This window comes from Natronomonas gomsonensis (genome assembly GCF_024300825.1).
Lineage (GTDB): Archaea > Halobacteriota > Halobacteria > Halobacteriales > Haloarculaceae > Natronomonas > Natronomonas gomsonensis.
Genome location: NZ_CP101323.1, coordinates 2572910 through 2595153, shown reverse-complemented (window position 1 = coordinate 2595153; position 22244 = coordinate 2572910). Strand labels below are relative to the sequence as shown.

Genomic DNA, 22244 nt, shown 5'->3' with positions numbered 1-22244 from the left:
GTATTATTGTGCATGGAGCGAAATATCGGCGTACTCGACGGACGGGTTCGGCTCGCGGTTGGCGCACTGCTCGCGGCCGTCGGTATCGCGGCCGTCGCAAACGTTCTCGAACTCGGCTTGACGGCAGGCATCATCGCGCTCGTCGTCGGGGCCGTCCTCGTCGGGACGAGCCTGACCGGCCTCTGTCCGCTGTACCGCGCGCTGGGAATCAGCACTGCCGACGAATAGCGTCGGTTCGCGGTCGGTTTTTGTCGGTTGGGTAACCCGTCGGGCGTGAACACTAATGTTGAGTGACGCCGATTTAGACGTGTGTCAAATCGACCCACACAGCCACGTGAAAGCATCTGTCCGTACTGTGGTGTCGGCTGTGGCATCACGTACAACCCGGATTCGGGGAAGGCGACCGGCTGGAAGGGCCCCGTCAACACCCGCGGAGAAATCTGTCCGAAGGGAGCGGCGGCGTGGGAAATCGTCGACCACGAGGACCGCCTGACCACGCCACTCGTCCGCGACGGCGAGACGTTCGTCCCCGTCTCCTGGGAGACGGCCCTGGAGGAGGTTACGGAGGCCTTCTCGGAAATCGTCGAAACCGACGGTCCCGACGCGCTGGGGTTTTTCGCCTCCTCGAACTGCACCAACGAGGAGAACTACGTCCTCCAGAAACTGGCACGGGGTCTCGGGACGAACAACGTCGACAACTGCGCGCGGTTGTGTCACTCCTCGACGGTCGCCGCCATGGGCGAGCGCTTCGGCGCCGGCGCGATGACGAACACGCTGGAGGACCTCGAAGAGGCCGACGCCTACCTCGTCGCCGGCGCGAACCCCGCCGAGCAACACCCCATCATCTTCCGGTCGTATCTCCTGCCCGCGGTTCGGGACGGAACCGAACTGATTCACGTCGACCCACGAGAGAACGACACCACGAAGGCGGCCACACATCACCTGCCGGTCAAACCGGGGTTCGACATCCCGCTTCTCAACGCCGTCGCGAAGGTGATAGTCGAGGAGGACCTCACGGACGAGGCGTTCCTCGAAACGCGCGTCGAGGGCGTCGACGCGTTCGCCGAGTTCCTCGAGGGCGTTGCTGTCGACGACAACGCCCGGCAGGCGGGCGTCGACCCCGACGACCTCCGGGCGGCCGCCCGCGCGTACGCCGAGGCCGACCGGGCAGCGATTTTCACCGGGATGGGGATGAGCCAACACCACTGCGGCACCGACAACGTCCACGCGCTGTTGAACTTGGCCCTTTTGACCGGCAACGTCGGCGAGCGCGGGACGGGCGTGAATCCGCTTCGCGGCCAGAACAACGTCCAGGGCGCCGGCGACGTCGGTGCGCTGCCGAACGTCCTGCCCGGGTATCGCCCCGTTACCGATTCCGAGGCCCGCGAGGACGCCGCCGACGTGTGGGGGTTCGAACCGCCGGCGACGCCGGGACTCACCGAAGTCGAGATGACACACGCCTTCGGCGAGGACCTGCGCGGAGCGCTGGTGTTCGGTGAAAACCCCGCCGTGACGGAACCGAACGCCGACCGCGTCCGCGAGCGCTTCGAAAAACTGGACTGTCTGGTCGTGTTGGACCTCTTCGAGACCGAAACCGCCGAGTACGCCGACGTGATTCTTCCGGGGAGCGCGTGGGCCGAAAAGGCCGGAACCGTCACCAACACCGACCGACAGGTCATGCGGATGCGACCCAACACCGAACCGCCCGGCGACGCCCGCCTCGACCTCGCGGTGCTGTGTGCACTCGGCGAGGGGTTAGCCGACGATGGCGTCCGCTTCGAGTACGACGGTCCCGAGGCCGTCTTCGAGGAACTCACCGAAGTGCTGCCACAGTACGCCGGCATGAGCTACGCCGGCATCGGGACGGGAAGCCAGCGGTGGCCGTTTCCAGCGGGTGCCGAGGAGGGCGTCTGCGTCCTCCACAGCGACCGGTTCGAATCCGGACGCCGAACCGCGAACCTCCGGGCGGTCGAACACGTCGACCCCGTCGACGAAGTCGCCGACGACGAACTCGTGTTGACGACCGGCCGGGTCCTCCAGCATTTCAACAGCGGCGCGCTCACGCGGCGGTCGGAAACGCTCGTCCGCATGCGCGGCGAGGACGTCTTACAGATACACCCCGAGGACGCCGAGCGACGCGACATCGCCGACGGCGATTCGGTTCGCGTCGAAAGCGACCGGGGGTCGGTGACCATCGAGGCCGACCTCACGCCGGCGATTCGTCGGGGGACCGTCTTCGCGACGTTTCACTACGCCGACCCGCTCATCAACCGACTCACCGGCGACACGTTGGACCCCGTCGCGAAGATTCCCGAGTACAAACACAGCGCGGTCACGGTCGAAATCCACCGTGAGTGACTGGCAGGGCGACGCCGCGCCCCGACCGGGGACCCGCTTAAGCGACTGGGGGTGGTACTAGCCACATGAAACACGTCGACTACGTGTACACCGTCGGGATGACCGACGCCGAACTCGAGGAGTACCTTCGAATCGGCGAACACGGGGTGTTGGGGTTGGCTGACGGCGACGACGCCTACGCGGTGCCGTTGAGCTACCACTACGACGGGGAGCGACTCCTGCTCAGAGTGAGTGGCCACGACGACGACAGCGAGAAACGGCAGTTCCTGGAGACGACGGGAACGACGACGTTCGTCGTCTACGAGGCCTCGACGGCCGATTCCTGGAGCATTCAGGTCCGCGGGCCCGTACGCGAGTTCGAAAGCGACGTCGAGGAGGCGACGCTCAGGGAGTGGTTCCCGCCGTTTCGGCTGTTCGACGAAGCCGTCGAGGCGGTCGATTTCAGCCTCTTCGAGTTGGAGATGGAGTCGGTCGTCGGGCGCCGAACGGTCGAGTGAGCGTTAGAAGGTGATGATTTCGTAGTCGTCGGCGACGAGCGAGCGGATGCTCGGGTGGCCGTCGTTCTCGTCGGCGACGACGACGCCGGCGTCGTGTACCGCCTCGTCGACGCCGAAGGCCCCTGAACAGAAATCACAGACCGAAGCGTCCTCCCGAACCGACAGATACAGGTCGTGGTGTCGGTGGTCTTCGTCCTCCAGTTCGGGCACCCACTGGGTGCCGGCGCCGTCGAAAATCAACTCGACGTCGTCGCCGTCGGTTTCGGCGAACTCCTTGGCCGCTTCGAGGCCGTTGACGAGTCGGCCGCGGTCGGCGTGCGATTCGGTGCCTGCGAGAATCACGATTGCTGCGTTCGTCATTACGGGGATGGATACGTCGAGTCGGTACAAAAGGCCGATTCGGTCGTGTGTCGTCGGAACCACGCGGCAAAAGTCACGGCCGGTCAGTGGTCGTGGCCGTGGGCGTCGTCCGGGCGGGTGAACTGCCCGGCGAACGCCCGCTGGACCACCTCGGACAGCGCCGGGTGGATGTGAACCGACTCGCGGATGTCCCGAACCGTCCCGGACCCCGCTTTCATCGCGACGACGACCTCCTGAACCAGGTTCGACGCCTCGGGACCGACGATGTGACAGCCGAGTATCTCGCCGTCGAGGTCGATGAGTACCTTCACGAACCCCTCGGCACGCATGGCGCTCCCGCGGGCAGTTTTGTCGTAAGGGTACGTCCGGGTGGCGTACTCGACGCCGTCGGCTCGGAGGTCACTTTCCGTCGCCCCCACACCGGCGACCTCCGGCGAGGCGAAGACGGCGAACGGCATCGCCTCGTAGTCGACCGCCTGGAGTTCCTCGCCGAAGAGGTTCCGGGCGACCGCCTGCGCTTCGTGGTTGGCGCTGTGTTTCAGCAGGTACTCCCCGACGATGTCGCCCAGCGCCCACACGCCGTCGGCGGTCGTCCGCAGGTACTCGTCGGTCTCGACGAACCCCCGGTCGTCGGTTTCGACGCCCGTCGCCTCGACGTTCAGCGTGTCCGAGTTCGGCACGCGGCCAGCGGCGACGAGCAGTTCATCGCCGGTCGCGGTGACGGGGTCGGCGCCCTCGACGATGCCGCCGTCGTCGCCGTACTCGTAGGGCTTTGCCTCGACGGTCACCGAGTCGCCGCCGTCGCTGACGGCCGTCGCCGTGTGGCCGGTGTGGACGGTGAAGCGGTCGGCATAGCGGTCGGTGAACGCCGCCGCGACCCCCTCGTCGGCGTCGGGAAGCAGGTTCGGCCGCCGGCCGACGATGGTCACGTCGCTGCCGAACGTCCCGAAGAAGTGGCCGAGTTCAGCCGCGATGTAGCCGCCGCCGACGATGACGAGGTGTTCCGGCGGCGTCTCCAACTGGAGGGCTTCGGTACTCGTCAGGTAATCGACCGATTCGATGCCGTCGATAGGCGGGACGGCCGGTCGCGTTCCCGCCGCGATGAGCACCGTTTCACCCCGGAGTCGCGCCCCCTCGTCGTTGCCGCCGACGATTTCGAGGGTTCGGTCGTCGACGAACCGGCCCTCGCCCTCGAACAGGTCGTGCTGTGACGACGAGCGCAGTCCACGCCGAATCGACTCGGCGTCCTCCGAGACCTCCTCGTTGACCGACCGGACGAGTTCGGCGAACTCCACATCGTTCACCTCGGCGTCGATGTGGAACTCCCCGGCCCGCTCGATGGTTTCGAGTACGTCCGCGTGATACAACAGGTGTTTCGAGGGAATACATCCCCGGTTGAGACACGTCCCCCCGAGCGGGCCCTTTTCCACGACGGCGACCGACTGCCCTTGGTTGGCAGCGGCGTTGGCCACGTCGAGTCCCGACCCCGAACCGACGACGACGAAATCGAAGTCTTCCATGGAGTACCTACGGTGTGATTCCGTATCAAACCCCAGTTGCTCGTGTAACTCGGTCACCCGAGCGTGGCAATGCCCGACGAAAGGCGAACGCCTACACGCCGGAGTTCGGGGGCGCCCGGGACGGCAACGGCTCCGTCTCCTCGGTCCTGTACCACGACCGAACCCACATGAGAACGCCGAGGACGACCGGCGACAGCAGGGCCGCACCGTACACTCCCAGCAGCGACACCTGTTCGACGGTCAGTTCGCGAACGCCTTCGAAGACGTCACCGACCACGACGGCCCCGCGCATTCCAGTATTGCCGTGGACCGACGAAGCGTACTTGCTGATGCCGGTGCCGTCGAACGCCAGCCCCCACATCCCGCTGGACTGCTCGGGGCTGGCGTAGCTCCCGTCGGACGCCTCGATTGCGTGAGCGCCGTCTCCCGCCCACTCCCAGAGGACCCGCGTTCCGGGGTCGACGTGGACCGCCGGCGGGGAGAAGACGGGCGCACCGTCGCCGTCGGTATCGACGGCGATTCGGACCTCCTCCCGACCCCGCATGTCGACGGTTCCGTCGAAGTTGTCAACGCCGTCGAACCAGCCGTCGTACTCCGGCTCACGGGAGACGTAATCCGGGGCGGCCGTGGATGCACCGACGTCGATGTCGCCGGCGACGACGGCGCCTTTCATCCCCATCGTCTTGTGCGGCGAACACGCGTACAGCGAAACGCCCTCGCCGTCGAAGGCGTGGGCGAACGTCTCGCCGGCATCGGAAACCATCTCACTCTCGTAGCTTCCGTCCTCCGCGGCGACGTTGTGGACGCCACCCTCGCCGGTCCACTCCCAGGTCACCTCCGTTCCCGGGTCGACCCTGACCGCGGCGGGTTCGAAGGCGAACCCGCCCCCGTTGCCCGCCGCACCGACGGCGACCGACACCGTCTCCGCGCCGCGCATGTCGACGATGCCCTCGTAGTTCGAGACGTTGCCGAACCACTCCTCGAAGTCAGCGTCGGCCTGAGCGGCCGCAGGGTGGGCGGCGACCAACGCCGTCCCGCCCGCCGCGAGGGCGGTCGTCTGCAAAAACCGTCGGCGGCCGAGCGGTCGGCCCGTAGTCGTTTCGGTCATACACCATACAACGTACGTTTACGATATAACCATAGAACCGGATTCTCGGCCATTGAGAAACCGTATTCTAGTATATAACATAAGATATCGTATGATTTAGTAGAACAATGATGCCCACGACCACTCGACGACGTGTTTTGCAGACCGCCGGACTCGGCGGGGCGATGGCCCTCGCAGGCTGTACGGTCGGCTCGCTGACGACCGAAGAGGTCCAAACCTCCCCGTTGTCGCTCCAGACCGAAGAAGAACTTGACGAGGCCAAGCCGGTCGACGTCGACCGAATCGCCGCCGACCCTCGGGACATCCCCGCACCGATTACGCGGTCGAGTCCCGCCACCGTCGAAGTGGAGCTCGAAACCCGGGAAGTCGTCGCGGAAGTCGAACCCGGCGTCACGTTCACCTACATGACCTTCGACGGGCAGGTTCCGGGCCCGCTCGTCCGCACCCGCGTGGGCGACACCGTCGACCTCACCATCCGCAATCACGAGGACAGTTCGATGGTCCACAACGTCGACTTCCACGCTGCCCGCGGGCCGGGCGGTGGTGCGGAGGCGACGAACGTCGCCCCCGGCGAGGAGGCACATCTCCGATTCAAAGTGACCTACCCCGGCGCGTTCATCTACCACTGTGCGGTAGCGAACGTCGACTACCACATCTCCAGTGGGATGTTCGGCCTCATCCTCGTCGAACCCGAGGAGGGGCTGCCGCCGGTCGACCACGAGTTCTACCTCGGCCAACACGAACTGTACACGAACGGCACGACGGGACAGAAGGGCCACCACGAGTTCGACTTCGAGCGGATGGCGATGGAGGACCCCACCTACGTCCTCATGAACGGCGAGAAGTACGCCATCACGCCCGACAACTACGCCGAGATGAACGTCCAGACCGGCGAGACGGCCCGAATCTTCTACGGCGTCGGTGGGCCGAACCTCTTCAGCAGTTTCCACCCCATCGGGTCGGTGTGGGACGAGGTCTGGGAGCAGGGCGCCCTCGCCAGCGAACCGATGCGCTACGTCCAGACGACGCCCGTCCTCCCCGGAAGCGCCTGTGTCGCGACGATGTCGTTCCCCGTTCCCGGGGACTTCAAACTCGTCGACCACGCGCTCTCGCGGGTCGCCCGCAAGGGCGCCCTCGCGGTGGTCTCCGCGGAAGGGCCGGAGAACCCCGACATCTTCGACCCGATGGAGTGACAAAACGTATCCCCACCGGTCCGCAGGGTTGACCCACGATGGGGACACGCAGCGACAGAGCCGACGATGATGTCGGACCGACCCTGTATCTCGAATCGACACCGCTCGACGCCGACGAGGCGTTCTGTACCGACGTATTCGACGACGCCAGCGGGGAGTACCGAGTCGTCCAGTTCACTGCGGCGCAGTCGTTCGAATCGCTCCGGGAGGCACTCGACGTCCAGTTGGAACGGCTCCACGACCCCTCGGAGGCGGCGGTCATCATCACCACCCCACAGGCCGACGAGGAAGCGACGACCTCTGAAGTCGGAGCGGGGACGCCGCTGTACGGCTTCAAAGTCAACCCGCACGACCTGACGGGGATTTCGGTCGCGTTCTCCCGACTCATCGAGAAGTGGGACGAAACCGAGGGGACAGTGAGAATCTGTCTCCGAGACATCGAATCGCTCCTACCGTATCACGACGACGACCTCGTCTACCGGTTTCTCAACACCGTCCTCGCGACGCTGCAAGGCGCGGGGGCGGATGTCCACGCCCACCTCCACCCGACGGCGACCGACGAGCAGACGCTTCACATGCTGAAATCCCTCTTCACGAAGGTCATCGAACCGGGCGAGTCCGACGAAACGACAGCTACAGCGGCGACCGAACCGAAACCGGAGGACACCGAAGACACCCCGGAGGCGGAGGCGACGACGACGACGGAGATGACCGACGCGGAAATCGATGCGTTCCTCGACGCGGCCGGCTACGGCGTCCTCGCGTTCGGTAGTGAAGGGCCGTATGCCGTCCCGATGTCCTACGGGTACGACGCCGAGCGGCGAGAACTGTACCTCCACATGTCGTCGTTCGAAGGAAGTCAAAAGCAGACTCGACTGGAAGAGTCGAAGGCGGTGTCGCTGGTCGTCACCCGATACGAACGCCCCGACCGCTGGCGGAGTGTCGTCGTCGACGGCCACCTGAAGCGCCTCTCGGCGGAGGAGGTTCGGGACCGCGACGTACACGCCGTCTTCGCCGACAGCAAACTCGCCTCCGTCGACGTGTTCAGCCCCGACCCCTCCGAAATCTCCTTCGAGTGGTACGCCCTCACTCCGACCGACATGACCGGTCGGCAAGGCGCCGGCTCGCTGTGAGTGGCTTCGCCAAACAGGCCAATGGCGGACGAACTGAAATCACGTTCACCGACAGAAACACGGCAGATGTACCGCGACAACGGCGCCACGAACTCACGAATGCGACCATTCAGGCACATGGGTACCGACTGAAGCAGTTCGTTGCGTGGTGTGGTGCCGAGGGGATCGACAACGCAGTTGATTTCTCGGCTAACGGTAGAGGTCAAGGCGCTGGAAAACCGCCCCGAACAGCACCGCAACCGGGATAATCTCTAGACGGCCCACCCACATGTTGATAATCAACATCGCCTTTGCCGCATCGGGCATCTCCGGACCGGTAATTCCCGAATCCAACCCGACGTTACTCTGTGCGCTCATCACGTCGAAGATGACGTATTCCAGCGGGTGTGCGGGGGAGAGAACACGGAGGAGGACAGCGATGCCAATCACCAAACACGTAATCCAGAGGATGAACACGACTGTCGCTTCGGTGTATTCGCGCTGGGCCTGTTTCTCGTCGAGTTTGCGCTCTCCAATCTGCAAATATCGGACGGCAGTGCTGGGTCGGAACACCTCCTGTATCTGCCAGACCGTTCCCTTGACGAGCGTAATCACTCGAATCAGTTTGATTCCACTCACCGTCGACCCAGCCGCTGCCCCGGTGAGCATGCCCAGACACGCCATCAGCGTCGCGCCAGCACTCCAGACCTGTTCGGTCCCGCCGCCGATCGTCGCGCTCCCGAAGCCGGTGTTCGATGTCGCAGAGACGAACTGGAACAGACTCACCCTGAACGTCTCTTCGAGCGTCGCGTACTGCCCGTTCGCGTACAGAATCCCCGTCAGTGCGAGCGACCCGGCGGTAAACCAGAGGAACACCCACCGCGTCTGCAAGTCGGTGTAGAAATTCCGCAACTTCCCTTTGAATATCAGATAGTGGATGGGGAAGGCGATACTTCCTGCAACCATTATCGGGACCGTCGCATACTCGATTCGCGGGCTGTTGTAGTGTCCGATGGAATCCGCGTGGACGGAGAACCCGCCCGTCGCAATTCCGGTCATCCCGTGGTTGATTGCGTCCCACAACGGCATCCCGACGAGGAGAAACAGGACGATCGAGCCAACGGTGAGGCCCACGAAAATCTTCCAGATTTCCTGTACTGTCGTTACGATGCTCGGGTGAATCTTCTCCGAGCGCGCTTCGCTCTCATAGAGGGTATAGGACCCACTACTCCCGCCACCCCGCCGGAGGATTGCGACAGTGAGGACGATGACCCCGACGCCACCGACCCATTCGATGAACGACCGCCACCAGTGTAGCGAGCGTGGGAGTTTCTCTTCGACGGCGGCCATCGTCAGCCCGGTTCCGGTGAAGCCACTCATGCTCTCGAACACCGCATCGAGCGGGTGGAGAAACACCGCCGTCGTCGCGTCCATCGGGGGTGTATTCGCCCAGGCGGGAAACGGGTCGAACTGAATCGTCCACGCGATGAGAATGAAAGGTAGTCCACCGAGGACGCCGACCACAGCCCACGCGGTCGCCGCGGTAATCATTGCTTCCCGTTTCTCCGGTGGCTCTGCGTCCCGATATCGCCACACCAACCCGGTTCCGATTCCCGCCATCACAATCGCCGAGACCACGAAAGCGGGGATGGCGTAGAATTCTTGATTGACGGCTGCTACGATGATAGAAACGAGCATCATCAACGAAACCGCCTGAACGATGCGTCCAACGTCGCGTCCGACCGTATCTGTATTTACTCTCATCGTAGTTCGTCGTTCACCATCCCGGACAGAACGTCATCAGTTTCGGGAGTCACCGTCGTCCTCTGTCGATGTGATACCGCGTTTCCATCGATAGTAGAGCGAACGCATCGTTCGATTCGAGTCACGTGACATGAGTACCGTTGTCCCACGTAACTCTGAAAGCGTCTCTTGTACCGACCCAAAGACCAACTGTTTCAGCCTGGATTTCTGCTCGGGGAAGCCTATCGAGACGAAATCATACGTCTTCGCCTCTTGGACAATCGTATCGGTCGTATCAGACGCCTCTTTGAGTTCAGTTTCAACCGCCACCTCGGAACCGAGGATGTATGCAGCGAACTTCAGAAGGTCCTCGCCGTCGGCTCTCGTCTCGGCAGATGCAGTCGGCGATATGACGTGGAGCACGGTGATTGATGCACCACTGGCGCGTGCCACTGCGCGCGCTGCTTCCGCAGCAAGGGCAGCGTGTGGACCAGTTCCGACCGGTAGCAGTATCGATTCGATCGACTCCGATTCGGATTTGGCGAGGGACGCGACCGTATGCTCCTCAACGTCCGGAACGTACAGCGCGTTCTCACCCCCATGAGTGCCCATATTTTCGACGAATACGTCACACTCACTCTCAGCCAAGAGCGCATCAATCGTGCTTCGGTTGAGTAGCCATCCTTCATCGAGTCCAGTACCGCGTAACAGCAAGACGACGGTCTCATTGTTACCATCGACGATATCGAGAATCCTTCGAGTGGAGTCTGTTACGGCCCGGACGACTGCATTGACCGAGACATCCGGGTCGAGTTCCTGGGCCACATTAGCCATCTCTGCCAACTGTGTCTGTCGTTGCTTGATGTTCTCGACTGCCGTGTTCTCGCCGTCGGTTGGTTGCGCTGTCTGTACATGCTCTCGAACGGTGTCAAGAACCGCTTCGCCCGCAACGGTCTCGATCCCAACTAAGAGCACCCGACCGTCGTTATCCGCCGCAAGGGCAACCGCTGTCCGAAGGAATTGCCGGACGTTGATGCCCGGCCTCTCAAGCAGCGCGTCGGTAACGGGAACCACGACGATATACTCCGGGGTCTGAATAGGCGAGCCGCTACGAAGATAGGACTCATCATCCGACCCGGACGACCGGCTTGGGGCGGTGATTCGAACGGTAGGCTCCTCCGGGGTATCCGGCATGTTAGTCCCTCGTAAATACTCCCGTAATCGGACTCCTCGCTCCGTTTCTGGCAAATACCGTGACAGTATCACCCGCTTGGATTCCGGTGTCCCCCTGTGGGATAAGTAACTCGTCGTCCCGTACGATGGCCACGATAATCGTCTCTTCAGGTAGCAGGTCTTCTTTGTCTGCATCGATGAGACTGAGGCCGTCGATTGGTGCCCCCTCATCGACCGTGGCTTCGAAGATCTCGGCTTCACCTGCAACCGGCATGAAATCCTGAATCGCAGGGTGTTGGACGGCACGATAGAGGTATTGGCCGTTGAGTCGGTGGGGACTCTCGACGAGATTCACGCCGAGGTCCTCGAAGAGTTCCATGTGTGCGGGGTCGTTTATCGAACTGACGAGCGTCTCGACCCCGTATTGCTTCCCGAACATGGTTATCATGAGGTTCACCGAATCGCTCTCCGTTGTCGAGATGAGGGCATCCGCCTCCTCGATGCCGGCTTCGAGGAGGATGTCCTTCGATGCTGCATCCGCGTTGATGACCAGACAGTCGTAGGTGGCACTCACCTCTTCGGCAAGTTCCGTGTCGCGTTCGATGACGACCACCTCATGGTCGTCCTTGGTTGCGAGGTCGATGACTGTGCTCCCGGTACGGCCTGCGCCGATGATGATTACGTACATTGGTTGTTGAATCGGAACGGTGAAAGTCAGCTAGCGATACAATCGACTGACAGTGGTACAGTCGGGCGGACCGGGGACATTGAGTACGGTTGTGTTGGGTCTACTGTGATGATACATACGGGTCACCTCCTGAGGAGACTGTTAATCAGGACGAGGACAGGGATAATTTCGAGTCGCCCCATCCACATCTGAACGATGAACAGTACTTCCGCAACGACCGGCATACTCGGGCCGGTAATCCCCGAGGAGAGACCGACAGTACCCTGTGCAGTCGCGACTTCGAAGATTGCATCCGCGAGGGTGAAATCCGAGGGTAGTACCGCCAACAGGACGAACAGCGACAGAGCTAACAATATGAGATATACGAATGCGAAGGTCGTCGCCGCGCGAATTTCGTCGTTTGCCTCGTCGGCCTTGAACGTCTGCTGACCGATTCGGAGGTCGTCGATAGCGTGTCCCGGAAGGAACACTCGAGAGACCTCCCAACTAATCCCACGAGCGATGATGTAGCCACGCAAGATTTTGATTCCCCCGACGGTCGCCCCGGCGGAGCCACCGAGTAACATCGCACCGAGAACGATGACCATGACCGCGCCGTTGTTCCAGTCACCGATCGAAGAGGTCTGCCATCCAGTGGTCGTCTGCGCGCTAATGTACTGGAAGAGCCCGTCACGGAACGCCTGACTCGTCGCTACCCGTCCGACGTACCCTATCGGATCACCGTGATACGGAACGCCTACCCACCGGGCGAGAAACGCCGACAGGCCGATTACACCGACGACGAACAGCCCGAACAACACTCTGACCTGTGGGTCACGCGTGAACTCCCGGAAATCCCGCTCGGAAAGGACCCCGTAGTAGACCGGAATCGCGATTGCACCAGTAATCATCGCCGGGATGTGGACGAGCTCCATCGCATACGAGTCGTAGCCGGCGATAGAATCGTCGAGAGTGCTGAAACCGCCGGTAGACTGGCCGGTCATGGCGTGGTTGATTGCATCGAAGATCGTATTCTCGATGCCGTAGCCTGGCGCGACGAGGAACGTCGCCACCGCGAGGTAGACGGCGACCAGAGCAGTGATACCGACGTAGATCTTCCAAATTGCCCGTGCTGTGCCCACGATACTGGGCCGCAATTTCTCGTTTCGTGCTTCGGACTGGTACAGCGAGATGCCGGCCGTTCCGTGTGGCTGTCGGAGAATCGCCAACGAGAGGACGATCATCCCTGCGCCGCCGACCCACTGCATCTGTGAGCGATACCAGAGGAACCCATGGCCCACCGATGGCTCGTGGACACTCATGGTGAGGCCGGTGGTCGTATACCCGCTCATGCTCTCGAAGAAGGCGTGTAGCGGGTTCTGAAAGTTGAGCAGACTCGATTGATAGCTCGCCCCTGCTGGAACGAACGATTCCAGTACCGCGTGTGGTGTGATGTAGGCCGCGATGATGAACGGGAGAGCACCGAAGGCCGCCGTGACGAACCACCCGAGTGCCGCGACGATCATCGCATGATGGCGTTTCGGTTCGGGCGCATCTTCACAGAGTTTGTACGCCGCTCCACCAGCAAGCGCGGTAACCCCTGCAGCAATTAGGAACGCGAGTGCGCTGTACCACTCTTGATAGAGCAGGGAGACGAGTAGCGGTATCGCCATCAATCCGCCGATGAGGACTTGAAGCGCGCCAACGTCTCTAACGACTGTCTTCGAGGTGCTCAGAAATCCGGGACGGCCTATTGATGTATTAGACATATTTGTAAATCTTCATTTTGAGCACTCACACTGCTCGGTCTTCGTAATGGCCGAAGATGTCGGTGAGTTCTGGGTCCGCTCCGGTCGCTGAATAGACGGTCAACAAATCGTTCGCGTTGATTCGGGTCTTCCCTCGGGGAGTCAGCGGCTTGTCTTCGCTTTCGCGTTCGATTGCAACGATGAGGACATCCTCCGATAGGAGGTTCTCCTCGCCCACTTCGGTGAGTGTCTTTCCAGCGATTGGAGCGTCTTCCGTGACGGTAATCTCGAAGACTTCTGCATCCTCACCGATTCGCATGTAATCGACGATGGCTGGCCTTGCGACCGCCCGGTAGAGGTATCCAGCGATGAGTTGCTGGGGGTTTTCAATCGTATTTACCTCTATCTGCCGGAAGAGATTCATATGCTCGGGATTGTGGACGACGGACATGATTCCCGGAATATCGAACTCTTTTGCGAGCAGACAGACCATGACGTTCGTGGCGTCCTGATCGGTCGTCGAGATTATCGCATCAGCACGCCCAGCACCGGCATCGGCGAGCGTTTCTTTCGTGGTGGCATCGGCGTTAAGCACCAAGCAGTCATACTCGCTGGCGACCGCGTCGGCTTTCTGTGAATCCCTCTCGATAACCACGACTTCGTTTCCGGCACGAGTGGCAATGTCGATGAGTGGTCTTCCGATATCACCGGCTCCAACAATGATGATGTACATGTGTAGTGTAGATTATCTGTTTGTAGGCTGTTCACACGGTCGATGTCCAGTCTTTCTCACGCCTCGTTCACCTCTTCGTCCGGGAGAACCAGAATCGGGATATCACTGTTTTCGACGAGTTTGTGGCTTACATCTCCGGTCAGTAGTTTGCGCCAGCGGCTCCCGCCGCGGGGCGTGAACACGATTGCACTGGCGTCGCTCTCGTGAGCGGCGTCGATGATGGACGCCGCGATGTCGGTTCCATAGAGGAGTCGCGTTGAGAGGGATACACCGGTATCCGCGAACCCATCGGTAACGATGCTGAAGATGTCCTCTGCGCGCTCCTCCAGTTGAGCGACGGATGCTTTGTCGGGAGCCCCACCGGCTTTTTCGATGACATGGACTGCGATCACAGTGGAATCCGTATTTTCAACATGGGGGAGGAGTGCAGCAGTCGTCGCCGCCGCGTCGTCGCGGTTAGCAACGGGGATGACGACTCGCTGGAAGAACTGCTCGACCATCTCAGTTGCCTCCGGAGTCGCCGTGAACTTTCCCGAGGTAATGCCACCGATACTTGCCTTCTCCACCCTCAATGTCCGGTGCCCAATCGACCCGATATGCGAACGGGCCACGAGCTTCGCCCGTCTCATCGGGGCGCTTGACGACGACGATGACATACTCGTCGTGGTCTTCCACACGAACGATCTCTTCGCCCGTTCGTGACTCGATTGCATCCGTCAGCGGTGGATGGTCTCCGAGGAGTTGCTGTGCGTAATGAATGACCTCCCGAAGTTCGTGGTCGCTAAACCCTTCGAGGGTCTCAGCAACGTCAGCAGGGATGTCGTCGGGAGGGTCAGTGTTGGATGGCGTCATGGGTTGGTCGGGTTGTTTGGCGTCTACACCGGTCGGGACCCACGATGACCGACGATCTCGTCGTGGTCAATGCGGGCTATCTCCCCTAGATTATCGAGACGGCATAAATATTGGTATTCAATTTTTGAGATGCGAAATACAAGCACAGTATTTTTTAGTATTCGGAATACCTAGTGGAGTAATGATATATCAAGGGTGCCACAACGGCGGTTCGCCCACGCGTATATCGGGAATTAATTATGCGTTCTAACCCTATTTCCGGTATGGAATACCGGGCCGATGAGATCGATAAGCGAATCCTCTATCACCTGGCGCGTGACGCCCGGAACACGTCAGCCGCGGATATCGCCGACGAGATGGAGGTGACGCCAGCAACGATTCGAAATCGAATCCGTCAGCTCGAAGCGGAGGGGATTCTGCGAGGGTATCTCGCGGACATCAACTACAAATCCATCGAGGGGCACGTCACCTATCACTTCAGTTGTACGGCCCCGATTCCGGACAGAGACCGACTCGCTCAAGCCGCCCTCGATGTCTCCGGTGTCGTGTCGGTCCGAGAACTGATGACGGGGAAAACGAACCTCACAGTCACGGCAGTCGGGTCGAATACCAGCGACATCAGCCGTATCGCGAGCGAGTTATCGGATATCGGCTTAGAAATCGAAGACGAGAGCGTCATCGAAGAGGAGTATCACCAACCGTACAACCCATTCGGCCCGGACGACATCCCCCTCGGTCCGTCACTGACCGATTTCATGAGTCTCGCAGGGGGCGCAGAGGTCGTCGAATTCACGGTCTCGGAGGGCGCAGAAGTTGCAGGGCTGACAATCGAGCAGGCAGTCAATGAGGGGCTACTCGCTGATGAGATGTTGGTCGTCGGAATCGAACGAGACGGCGATATGCTTACGCCGAAAGGCGAGACCGAAATCCAAACCGGAGATGTCATCTCGCTGTTCTCGAAATCCGGCTTAGAGAAAGACGCCCTAGAAGTGTTCGGCTCGCGGTGACGAAACCCGCGGCTGCGAGAATCGAGTATCTAGCATATCGACGGTCGTATCCACATCAAATATTTCAGACCCAAAGGGAATCGATAACCGCAATTCACGCCCACCGGCCGCGTACTTCTCCTGCGGGACCTCGGCCGAACCACTCGACATCGTGCTGCTGGCTCTTCGTATCGACTATTCGCGAACGCACGACAGCGGCGACCCGCATCTAACGGTTGGTTGAACTCCGAACGAAATCATATCCCAAATATCGAATGGAAAGGGAGGAGTCCATCTTAGGGACGCTAATACGCACGATTCCTTTGGCTACGAATCGTGCAAAATCTGGATGGGCCCTGCCGGATTTGAACCAGCGCTCACCCGGTGTCCCATCCTGCGGGCACCAGCCCGATATTACTGACAGGAATATGAGCCGGGGGCTTTTAGACCAGACTAAGCTAAGGGCCCTTGTGTACCCGAATATCCGCTCCCCCCTCTTAGGTTTGCCGGGTATCGTCTCCTGTTCGTGTAGAGGCTAGTGATTCTCTCAACTCTTCAGGCGTCTTGACGACCACGAAATCCATTCCACGAAACGCGTAGTAGCCGAGTTTCTGTGTGAACATGCGTTCGTTCGGCCGTTCACCCGCAACGTATCCGTCTACTTCGACCCACAGGCACTGATTTGGAAGGTAGAAGTCACACGTCCAACGTGTCGACCCAACTCCGACATGTGTCTCGTATTCGATTCCGGCTTCGTCGAGATACCGAGCAACAGCCAGTTCGTGGCGGCTATCGAGTTGGTTGCCGTTCGGTCCAACGCACCGTTCACCGTGTCTCGTTCCACAGTCAATCCCTGCTTCGGTACATGCCTCGGACCACGACCCGAATCGTACCTTCATCGAACTGCCATCGAACGACCCGTTTTCATCATACTGGCGGAGTCGGAGTACGTCCCCCTCTGTCTCACGGTTCGTCTGTCGTAAGTCTTCGAGCATCCGCTCGCGTCGGTCAATTGGCAGCGACCGACGCTGGTTCTTCGTTGGCTCAACGCCAGCGTCCCGAAGCGTGCTCACCCAGTCGTCCTTAATAATCTTGTACAGCGTGGCGATGGAAGGCAGTCCGTCCGCCTGGCTTGCGTCTTCTGTCGTCGGCGACCGACCGAGTTCTTCGGCTAGTGCGGCGACATCCTCCACCAAATCCTCGTACTCGTATTCATTATACTCCGAGTCAGTGTGTTGATTCCCGTGGAACTCACCCATCATGACTCACCACGCGTTCGCTGCGTGTTTCCCAATCAATGCTCGCGTGTGTCAGTAGTCTCCGAGGCATCGCACCCGTCAGGGTGCCCGATAAAACCCACAGACGTATGCCGACAGAACACCCTCGTGTTTCGGCCAATTGCTAATGAACACACGTCTCTGGCGTTGCCTCGTTGAGTCACAGGCATCTGATTGGCCGAAAAGTGACCATCTTCGGAGGCTGTGTATTCGAAACCGTCCGAGTGAGCGCGATGGGGTCCGGAACAGCCAGCGTACAACGACCACGAGGGGATACTGACTCGACACACAGCATTCTCGAAAACCCCAAATGACGGAGCACACCCTACCAACGATGGGGTGTGCCGGCAGTTCGGAGTTCGGGTCGGAACGGTGTCGTCACCCCATTATCTCGCATCGGACTGGAGAACCGCCACAACAGTCCGTGTCAGCGGTCGTCTCGGGAAGGGAGTGAGAGCCATTGGAACAGGATACTCGGCTTCGACTGTCCACACGTCCTCACAGAACCCACACTTTCGGAGGGGAACATGGGTGTACAATAGTCGAACGACCACTATCACGCCCCATCGAAACGCTTTCGACCCGAAATGAGGGTGTGCGAAACGGGACACCGAGCAAGACGGTCGTCGTCTCCACACCAACACACAAACCCCTGTCGCCCGACACGCCAGTATGTTCAGATTCGAGTACGACCCCGGAACCATCCGCTACGGGAAGAACTGCGTGCGCCACCTCGATGCGGAACTTGAGGCGCTTGGTGTCGAGCGAGCGCTCGTCGTCACGGGAACGACAGTCGGGACGACCCCCGCAGTCATGGACCCCCTGCGTGACGGCCTCGGCGACCGCCTCGTCGGCGAGTTCGCGGAGACGACGCCGGAAAAGCGGCTGGAGACGGCGTTTGACGGCGCCGACCGTGTCACCGAATCCGACGCCGACGCCCTCGTGGCGGTCGGCGGCGGGAGCAGCCTCGACATCGCGAAAATCATCGCTGTCGTCGCTGACGCCGAGGCCGCCCACGAGAAACTCCGGGAGACCTTCGAAGCCACTGGGTCGATTCCGGCGCCGGAGGGTGACCTCCGGCCGGTCGTTGCGGTGCCGACGACGCTTGCGGGTGCGGACCTCTCGATGGTAGGCAGCGTCACTACCCGCGACGGCGGGGAGTTGATTCGCGGCGGCGTCTACGACGAGCGGTTGATGCCCGCGGCGCTGTGTTACGACCCCGAGTTGTTCCGGACGACGCCTCACGGCGTGCTGTGTGCCTCGGCGATGAACGGCTTCGACAAGGCCGTCGAGACGGTGTACGCCAACACCGCGACGCCGATAACCGACGGCACCGCGGTTCGAGCCTTGCGATTGCTCTCGCGTGGACTGCCCGCACTCGGGGCGGGCGACCGCGACGACGAGACGCTACACGACGCCGTCGTGGGGACGGTGTTGGCCCAGTACGGCTGTTCGCGTCCGGACGGGCTGACGCTGTCGTTGATTCACGCCTTCGGACACGGCCTCGCCCGCGGCTACGACATCCAGCAGGGCGGTGCCCACGGCATCATCGCACCACATGCCCTCCGGTATCTGTTCGCGGAGGTCGACGGCGGCCGTGACCTGCTGGCGGAAGGGCTCGGCGTCGACGGTGGGACGCCCGAAGCGACCGCCGAGGCCGTCGTCGAAGAAGTCGAAGCGATACGCGACGCCCTCGGACTGCCGAGCAGTCTGCGGGAAATCGACGACATGGACGAATCCGATCTCACCGACATCGCCGAAGACGTTCACACCGACGGGCTGATGCCGTACTGTCCCGACGGGCTGAATCCGACCATCGAGGAACTCGAAGCGGTGTTGCGGGAGGCGTGGTAAGAATGGAAACGACGACTGGAACACCGATCGGTACCCGTGTAGCGACCGGAGAACCACGCCGCCGCCAGGTCTCGAACCTGGGACAACCTGGGTAACAACCAGGTGCTCTACCAACTGAGCTACGGCGGCACGTTGCAGTCGTTCATACCCGGATACGACAAATAGGGCTTTCGCTTCGCCCCGGCATCGACACGCTTTACCAGCCGACGGCGCAACCGCGAGTATGACATTCGAGTCGGTCGTCTCGGAGGTCCGCGACCGGGTCGTCCCTCAACCGGAGGAGCGCGAGGCCCTGGAGAGGGTCGTCGCCGACCTCACCGCTCGTGCCGAGGGCGCCATCGAGGACCTCCCCGTCGAGGCGGACACGCGGCTGGTCGGTTCGACCGCCCGCGGAACGTGGCTCGCCGGCGACCGAGACATCGACCTCTTCGTCCGGTTTTCGCCGGACCTCGCTCGTGAGGACCTCGAACGCTACGGGCTGGCGGTCGGCCACGAAGTCGTTCCGGAGGGCCACGAGGAGTTCGCCGAACACCCCTACGTCAAAGGCGAGTACCGCGGCTTCGACGTGGACTGTGTGCCCTGCTACGCCGTCGATGACGCCGCGAACATCCGCTCGGCCGTCGACCGGACGCCGTTCCACACCGCGTATCTGGAGGGGCGAATCGATTCGCTGGCCGACGACGTTCGACTGGCGAAGGCGTTTCTCGGTGCGGTCGGCGCCTACGGCAGCGACCTCCGGACGAAGGGGTTTTCGGGGTTTCTGACCGAACTGCTCGTCGTCGAGTACGGCGGCTTTCGCGAACTACTCGAAGCGGCCGCCGACTGGAACCCCCCGATTCACCTCGACCCCGAGGACCACGGGGCGAAATCCTTCGACGACCCGCTGGTCGTCATCGACCCGACCGACCCCGAACGCAACGTCGCCGCCGTCTGCTCGCCACGCAACGTCGGCCGACTGATTCACTACGCCCGCGAGATGCTCGCCGACCCTCGAATCGAACTGTTCGACCCACGAGACCCCGACCCCCTCTCAGCGAACGACATCCGAGACCACGTCGCCGACCGGGGGACAGCACCCGTCGCCGTCCGCTTCGAGACCCCGGATATCGTCGAGGACCAACTGTACCCCCAACTCGACAAGTCGCTGTCGGGCATCGAGGGCACCCTCGAACGCGCGGGCTTTGCACCGCTTCGGAGCGCCCGGTTCGCTGACGAGACGGCGGTGCTGTTCGTCGAATGCGGCGTCGCCAGGTTGCCGGCCGTCGAGCGCCACGACGGCCCACCGGTCGGCGTCCGCTCTCACGCCGAGGGGTTCTACGACGCCTACGACGACGACGAGAGCGTGGCCGGCCCGTTCATCGACGAGGACGGACGGTACGTCGTCGAACGGCCTCGAGAGGCTCGAACGCCCGCCGAACTCGTCGAATCGAAACTGTTCGAGGTGTCGTTGGGGCCGCACGTCGAGTCGGCACTCGAAGACGACTACGACCTGCTTGCCGGCCGTGACATCGGGGAACTGGCCGAGGAGTTCGGCACCGAGTTGGCGTCGTACTTCGACCCGCGGCCCTGACGCCGGCTACAGGTCGTGTGCGTCACGAACGTCGTTGAGCACTCGCTTGGCCTTCGAGAGGATTTCTCCCTCGGGTTCGACGGGTTGGCGACCATCGAACGTCTCGTGGACCATGCCCACCGAGTCGGACAGCGCATCGAGACCGTAACCGCCTTCGAGGATGAACGCCAACGCGGCGTCGCTGTCCTCTGCGATGCTCCGCATGCGGTCGGTGAGGACGCCGTACCCCTCCGTCGAGACGCGCATCCGCGAGATGGGGTCGTGTTGGTGGGCGTCGAACCCCGCGCTGATGAGAAACAGGTCCGGGTCGAACCGGTCGAGCGCGGGCGCGAGCAGGTCGTCGACTGCGGTGGTGTACTCCACGTCGCCACAACCGCCGGGAAGCGGCGCGTTGAGAACCGTCTTCCGGGCGTTCGGGCCGCCCGTCTCCAGGATGTCGCCCGTCCCCGGGAACAGCCCGCGTTCGTGAAACGAGGCGTAGAACACGTTCGGGTCGTCGTAGCAGATGTCCTGCGTGCCGTTGCCGTGGTGGACGTCCCAATCGAAGATGGCGACGCGGTCGACGCCGTCGCGCTTCAGCGCTCGGTTGGCCGCGATGGCGGCGTTGTTGAAGAAACAGAACCCCATCGCCTCGTCGGTTTCGGCATGGTGGCCCGGCGGTCGACCGATGGAGAAGGGAGTCTGTCGGCCGTCGGCGCCGTCCAGCGCCTCTTCGGCCGCCCAACAGGCCAGTCCCGCGGACGCCCGGGCGGCATCCCACGTCGCTTCGACGGCGACGGTGTCGGCGTCCCACGTTCCGCCCCCGTCAGCACAGAACTCCTCGACTTCCGCAACGTAGTCGGGGTCGTGGACGGCTTCCAGCGCCGCTCGCTCCGCGAAACTGCCATCTTCGTACTCCACACCGTGGCGTCGCTTCAGTCCGCGACGGATGGCTCGAAGCCGGTCGGCGGTCTCTGGGTGGCGTGAACCGGTGTCGTGGTCGAGGCAGCGCTCGCGGTAGCCGAACCTCATTCGAAGTAGGGCTGGAGTTCGTAGTAGGTCTCGACATCCTCGGCCTTGATGGTTCGACGGTCAGCATGGCGCGCGAGGATGGCGGCCGCGGCGGCGACGGTGTCGGCATACGATTCGAGGACGCCGGCGAGTGCTATTCGTGCGTCCATCGACACCCGATACCGGTCGTCGATGTCGAGTCGGGCGATTCGGTCGATGGGCGCGACCGGCAACTCCAAGGTGTCTTTGTCGACGACCGGGGCATCGAAGTCCTCGGCCATCAGCGTCTTTCGACCGTCCTCCGTTGCCTGTTCGGCAGCCTCGACCGCCAACTCGGCGCCACGGGTCTGAACCCGACGCGCGAGCTCCTCGGCGGCTTCGGCGCTGACCCGCAGGTTCCCCGCGTTCCGGCGAATGACGGTATCGACCGGAGCGAACGGTAGCTCGACGCTCATACCCCACACGCGGGCCGAGTCGGCCTTAACTGTAACGCAGGCGGCGCG

At 62.0% G+C, this 22244-nt stretch carries 21 protein-coding genes and 2 tRNA genes; 8 read left to right on the top strand and 15 right to left on the bottom strand.

Translation table 11 applies throughout. The annotated features are described in order from the left end of the window. Positions 1–12: 12 nt before the first annotated feature. From NMP98_RS13805 to NMP98_RS13795, 3 genes are all read left to right on the top strand, one after another. A complete protein-coding gene (locus tag NMP98_RS13805) occupies positions 13–228 on the top strand; it encodes a YgaP family membrane protein (RefSeq protein ID WP_254858434.1) in 216 nt (71 codons plus the stop codon). 81 nt (positions 229–309) lie between these two features. Continuing rightward, the gene (gene fdhF / locus NMP98_RS13800) at positions 310–2358 is read left to right on the top strand and encodes a formate dehydrogenase subunit alpha (protein ID WP_254858432.1); all 2049 of its coding nucleotides are present in this window, start codon (positions 310–312) and stop codon (positions 2356–2358) included. A 65-nt stretch (positions 2359–2423) separates the two neighbouring features. After that, a complete protein-coding gene (locus NMP98_RS13795; protein WP_254858430.1) occupies positions 2424–2855 on the top strand; it encodes a pyridoxamine 5'-phosphate oxidase family protein in 432 nt (143 codons plus the stop codon). Positions 2856–2858: 3 nt separating this feature from the next. Here the strand turns inward: NMP98_RS13795 and NMP98_RS13790 are convergent, their stop codons facing one another. From NMP98_RS13790 to NMP98_RS13780, 3 genes are all read right to left on the bottom strand, one after another. Continuing rightward, complete coding sequence (locus NMP98_RS13790; protein ID WP_254858428.1) at positions 2859–3215, bottom strand: hypothetical protein; 357 nt, start codon at positions 3213–3215, stop codon at positions 2859–2861. A gap of 83 nt (positions 3216–3298) precedes the next feature. Continuing rightward, entirely contained in the window at positions 3299–4735 is a 1437-nt protein-coding gene (locus tag NMP98_RS13785) for a dihydrolipoyl dehydrogenase (protein ID WP_254858426.1), read from the bottom strand. A gap of 91 nt (positions 4736–4826) precedes the next feature. Further along, on the bottom strand, positions 4827–5843 hold the full coding sequence (locus NMP98_RS13780; RefSeq protein ID WP_254858424.1) for a halocyanin domain-containing protein: 1017 nt from the start codon (positions 5841–5843) through the stop codon (positions 4827–4829). A 110-nt stretch (positions 5844–5953) separates the two neighbouring features. Here NMP98_RS13780 and nirK point away from each other — a divergent pair, with 110 nt between their 5' ends. Together nirK and NMP98_RS13770 are read left to right on the top strand one after the other, a co-directional pair. Continuing rightward, a complete protein-coding gene (nirK, locus tag NMP98_RS13775; RefSeq protein ID WP_367997237.1) occupies positions 5954–7036 on the top strand; it encodes a copper-containing nitrite reductase in 1083 nt (360 codons plus the stop codon). 38 nt (positions 7037–7074) lie between these two features. Further along, a complete protein-coding gene (locus NMP98_RS13770; RefSeq protein WP_254858422.1) occupies positions 7075–8169 on the top strand; it encodes a pyridoxamine 5'-phosphate oxidase family protein in 1095 nt (364 codons plus the stop codon). Positions 8170–8358: 189 nt separating this feature from the next. On the opposite strand, the gene NMP98_RS13765 is transcribed toward NMP98_RS13770, so the two are convergent. The 7 genes from NMP98_RS13765 to NMP98_RS13735 all read right to left on the bottom strand — a co-directional run bounded on the left by NMP98_RS13765 (position 8359) and on the right by NMP98_RS13735 (position 15064). Further along, positions 8359–9912 (bottom strand): TrkH family potassium uptake protein, encoded by a 1554-nt coding sequence (locus tag NMP98_RS13765; RefSeq protein ID WP_254858421.1) that lies wholly within the window; start codon positions 9910–9912, stop codon positions 8359–8361. Positions 9913–9948: 36 nt separating this feature from the next. Further along, positions 9949–11085 (bottom strand): universal stress protein, encoded by a 1137-nt coding sequence (locus tag NMP98_RS13760; RefSeq protein WP_254858420.1) that lies wholly within the window; start codon positions 11083–11085, stop codon positions 9949–9951. A 1-nt stretch (position 11086) separates the two neighbouring features. Then, positions 11087–11764: a potassium channel family protein gene (locus NMP98_RS13755; protein ID WP_411911621.1), complete on the bottom strand. Its 678-nt coding sequence runs from the start codon at positions 11762–11764 to the stop codon at positions 11087–11089. Between the two features lie 110 nt (positions 11765–11874). Then, complete coding sequence (locus NMP98_RS13750; protein WP_254858418.1) at positions 11875–13404, bottom strand: TrkH family potassium uptake protein; 1530 nt, start codon at positions 13402–13404, stop codon at positions 11875–11877. A gap of 121 nt (positions 13405–13525) precedes the next feature. Further along, entirely contained in the window at positions 13526–14212 is a 687-nt protein-coding gene (locus tag NMP98_RS13745; RefSeq protein ID WP_254858417.1) for a potassium channel family protein, read from the bottom strand. 56 nt (positions 14213–14268) lie between these two features. Continuing rightward, entirely contained in the window at positions 14269–14712 is a 444-nt protein-coding gene (locus NMP98_RS13740; RefSeq protein ID WP_254858415.1) for a universal stress protein, read from the bottom strand. Position 14713: 1 nt separating this feature from the next. Further along, on the bottom strand, positions 14714–15064 hold the full coding sequence (locus NMP98_RS13735; protein WP_254858414.1) for a hypothetical protein: 351 nt from the start codon (positions 15062–15064) through the stop codon (positions 14714–14716). Positions 15065–15327: 263 nt separating this feature from the next. Between NMP98_RS13735 and NMP98_RS13730 the strand changes: the two genes are divergently transcribed. After that, positions 15328–16071, top strand: coding sequence for an Lrp/AsnC family transcriptional regulator (locus tag NMP98_RS13730; RefSeq protein WP_254858413.1), 744 nt, complete (start codon positions 15328–15330; stop codon positions 16069–16071). Positions 16072–16400: 329 nt separating this feature from the next. Here NMP98_RS13730 and NMP98_RS13725 read toward each other — a convergent pair. Beyond that, positions 16401–16518 (bottom strand) — tRNA-Ile (locus tag NMP98_RS13725). A gap of 29 nt (positions 16519–16547) precedes the next feature. Further along, positions 16548–17309 (bottom strand): homing endonuclease associated repeat-containing protein, encoded by a 762-nt coding sequence (locus NMP98_RS13720; RefSeq protein WP_254858411.1) that lies wholly within the window; start codon positions 17307–17309, stop codon positions 16548–16550. 690 nt (positions 17310–17999) lie between these two features. Between NMP98_RS13720 and NMP98_RS13715 the strand changes: the two genes are divergently transcribed. Next, the gene (locus tag NMP98_RS13715) at positions 18000–19181 is read left to right on the top strand and encodes an iron-containing alcohol dehydrogenase family protein (protein WP_254858410.1); all 1182 of its coding nucleotides are present in this window, start codon (positions 18000–18002) and stop codon (positions 19179–19181) included. 56 nt (positions 19182–19237) lie between these two features. On the opposite strand, the gene NMP98_RS13710 is transcribed toward NMP98_RS13715, so the two are convergent. After that, positions 19238–19310, bottom strand: a tRNA-Asn gene (locus NMP98_RS13710). Between the two features lie 94 nt (positions 19311–19404). On the opposite strand from NMP98_RS13710, the gene cca reads away from it, so the two are divergent. Further along, positions 19405–20751 carry a CCA tRNA nucleotidyltransferase gene (cca, locus tag NMP98_RS13705; protein ID WP_254858408.1) on the top strand — a complete coding sequence of 449 codons (1347 nt, stop codon included), beginning with the start codon at positions 19405–19407 and terminating at the stop codon, positions 20749–20751. 6 nt (positions 20752–20757) lie between these two features. Here cca and NMP98_RS13700 read toward each other — a convergent pair whose 3' ends face one another. After that, positions 20758–21762, bottom strand: a complete 1005-nt coding sequence (locus tag NMP98_RS13700; RefSeq protein ID WP_254858406.1) for a histone deacetylase family protein — start codon at positions 21760–21762, stop codon at positions 20758–20760. Next, on the bottom strand, positions 21759–22196 hold the full coding sequence (locus tag NMP98_RS13695; protein WP_254858404.1) for a histone: 438 nt from the start codon (positions 22194–22196) through the stop codon (positions 21759–21761). Before NMP98_RS13695 ends, NMP98_RS13700 begins: the two co-directional genes overlap by 4 nt. Between the last annotated feature and the right edge of the window lie 48 nt (positions 22197–22244).

Bases quoted from the DNA above. Each gene is read 5' to 3' on its own strand.
- NMP98_RS13805 (WP_254858434.1), top strand. From the start codon at position 13: ATGGAGCGAAATATCGGCGTACTCGACGGACGGGTTCGGCTCGCGGTT.
- NMP98_RS13795 (WP_254858430.1), top strand. From the start codon at position 2,424: ATGAAACACGTCGACTACGTGTACACCGTCGGGATGACCGACGCCGAA.
- NMP98_RS13790 (WP_254858428.1), bottom strand. From the start codon at position 3,215: ATGACGAACGCAGCAATCGTGATTCTCGCAGGCACCGAATCGCACGCC.
- NMP98_RS13785 (WP_254858426.1), bottom strand. From the start codon at position 4,735: ATGGAAGACTTCGATTTCGTCGTCGTCGGTTCGGGGTCGGGACTCGAC.
- NMP98_RS13780 (WP_254858424.1), bottom strand. From the start codon at position 5,843: ATGACCGAAACGACTACGGGCCGACCGCTCGGCCGCCGACGGTTTTTG.
- nirK (WP_367997237.1), top strand. From the start codon at position 5,954: ATGCCCACGACCACTCGACGACGTGTTTTGCAGACCGCCGGACTCGGC.
- NMP98_RS13770 (WP_254858422.1), top strand. From the start codon at position 7,075: ATGGGGACACGCAGCGACAGAGCCGACGATGATGTCGGACCGACCCTG.
- NMP98_RS13765 (WP_254858421.1), bottom strand. From the start codon at position 9,912: ATGAGAGTAAATACAGATACGGTCGGACGCGACGTTGGACGCATCGTT.
- NMP98_RS13760 (WP_254858420.1), bottom strand. From the start codon at position 11,085: ATGCCGGATACCCCGGAGGAGCCTACCGTTCGAATCACCGCCCCAAGC.
- NMP98_RS13750 (WP_254858418.1), bottom strand. From the start codon at position 13,404: ATGGCGATACCGCTACTCGTCTCCCTGCTCTATCAAGAGTGGTACAGC.
- NMP98_RS13745 (WP_254858417.1), bottom strand. From the start codon at position 14,212: ATGTACATCATCATTGTTGGAGCCGGTGATATCGGAAGACCACTCATC.
- NMP98_RS13740 (WP_254858415.1), bottom strand. From the start codon at position 14,712: ATGGTCGAGCAGTTCTTCCAGCGAGTCGTCATCCCCGTTGCTAACCGC.
- NMP98_RS13735 (WP_254858414.1), bottom strand. From the start codon at position 15,064: ATGACGCCATCCAACACTGACCCTCCCGACGACATCCCTGCTGACGTT.
- NMP98_RS13730 (WP_254858413.1), top strand. From the start codon at position 15,328: ATGGAATACCGGGCCGATGAGATCGATAAGCGAATCCTCTATCACCTG.
- NMP98_RS13720 (WP_254858411.1), bottom strand. From the start codon at position 17,309: ATGGGTGAGTTCCACGGGAATCAACACACTGACTCGGAGTATAATGAA.
- NMP98_RS13715 (WP_254858410.1), top strand. From the start codon at position 18,000: ATGTTCAGATTCGAGTACGACCCCGGAACCATCCGCTACGGGAAGAAC.
- cca (WP_254858408.1), top strand. From the start codon at position 19,405: ATGACATTCGAGTCGGTCGTCTCGGAGGTCCGCGACCGGGTCGTCCCT.
- NMP98_RS13700 (WP_254858406.1), bottom strand. From the start codon at position 21,762: ATGAGGTTCGGCTACCGCGAGCGCTGCCTCGACCACGACACCGGTTCA.
- NMP98_RS13695 (WP_254858404.1), bottom strand. From the start codon at position 22,196: ATGAGCGTCGAGCTACCGTTCGCTCCGGTCGATACCGTCATTCGCCGG.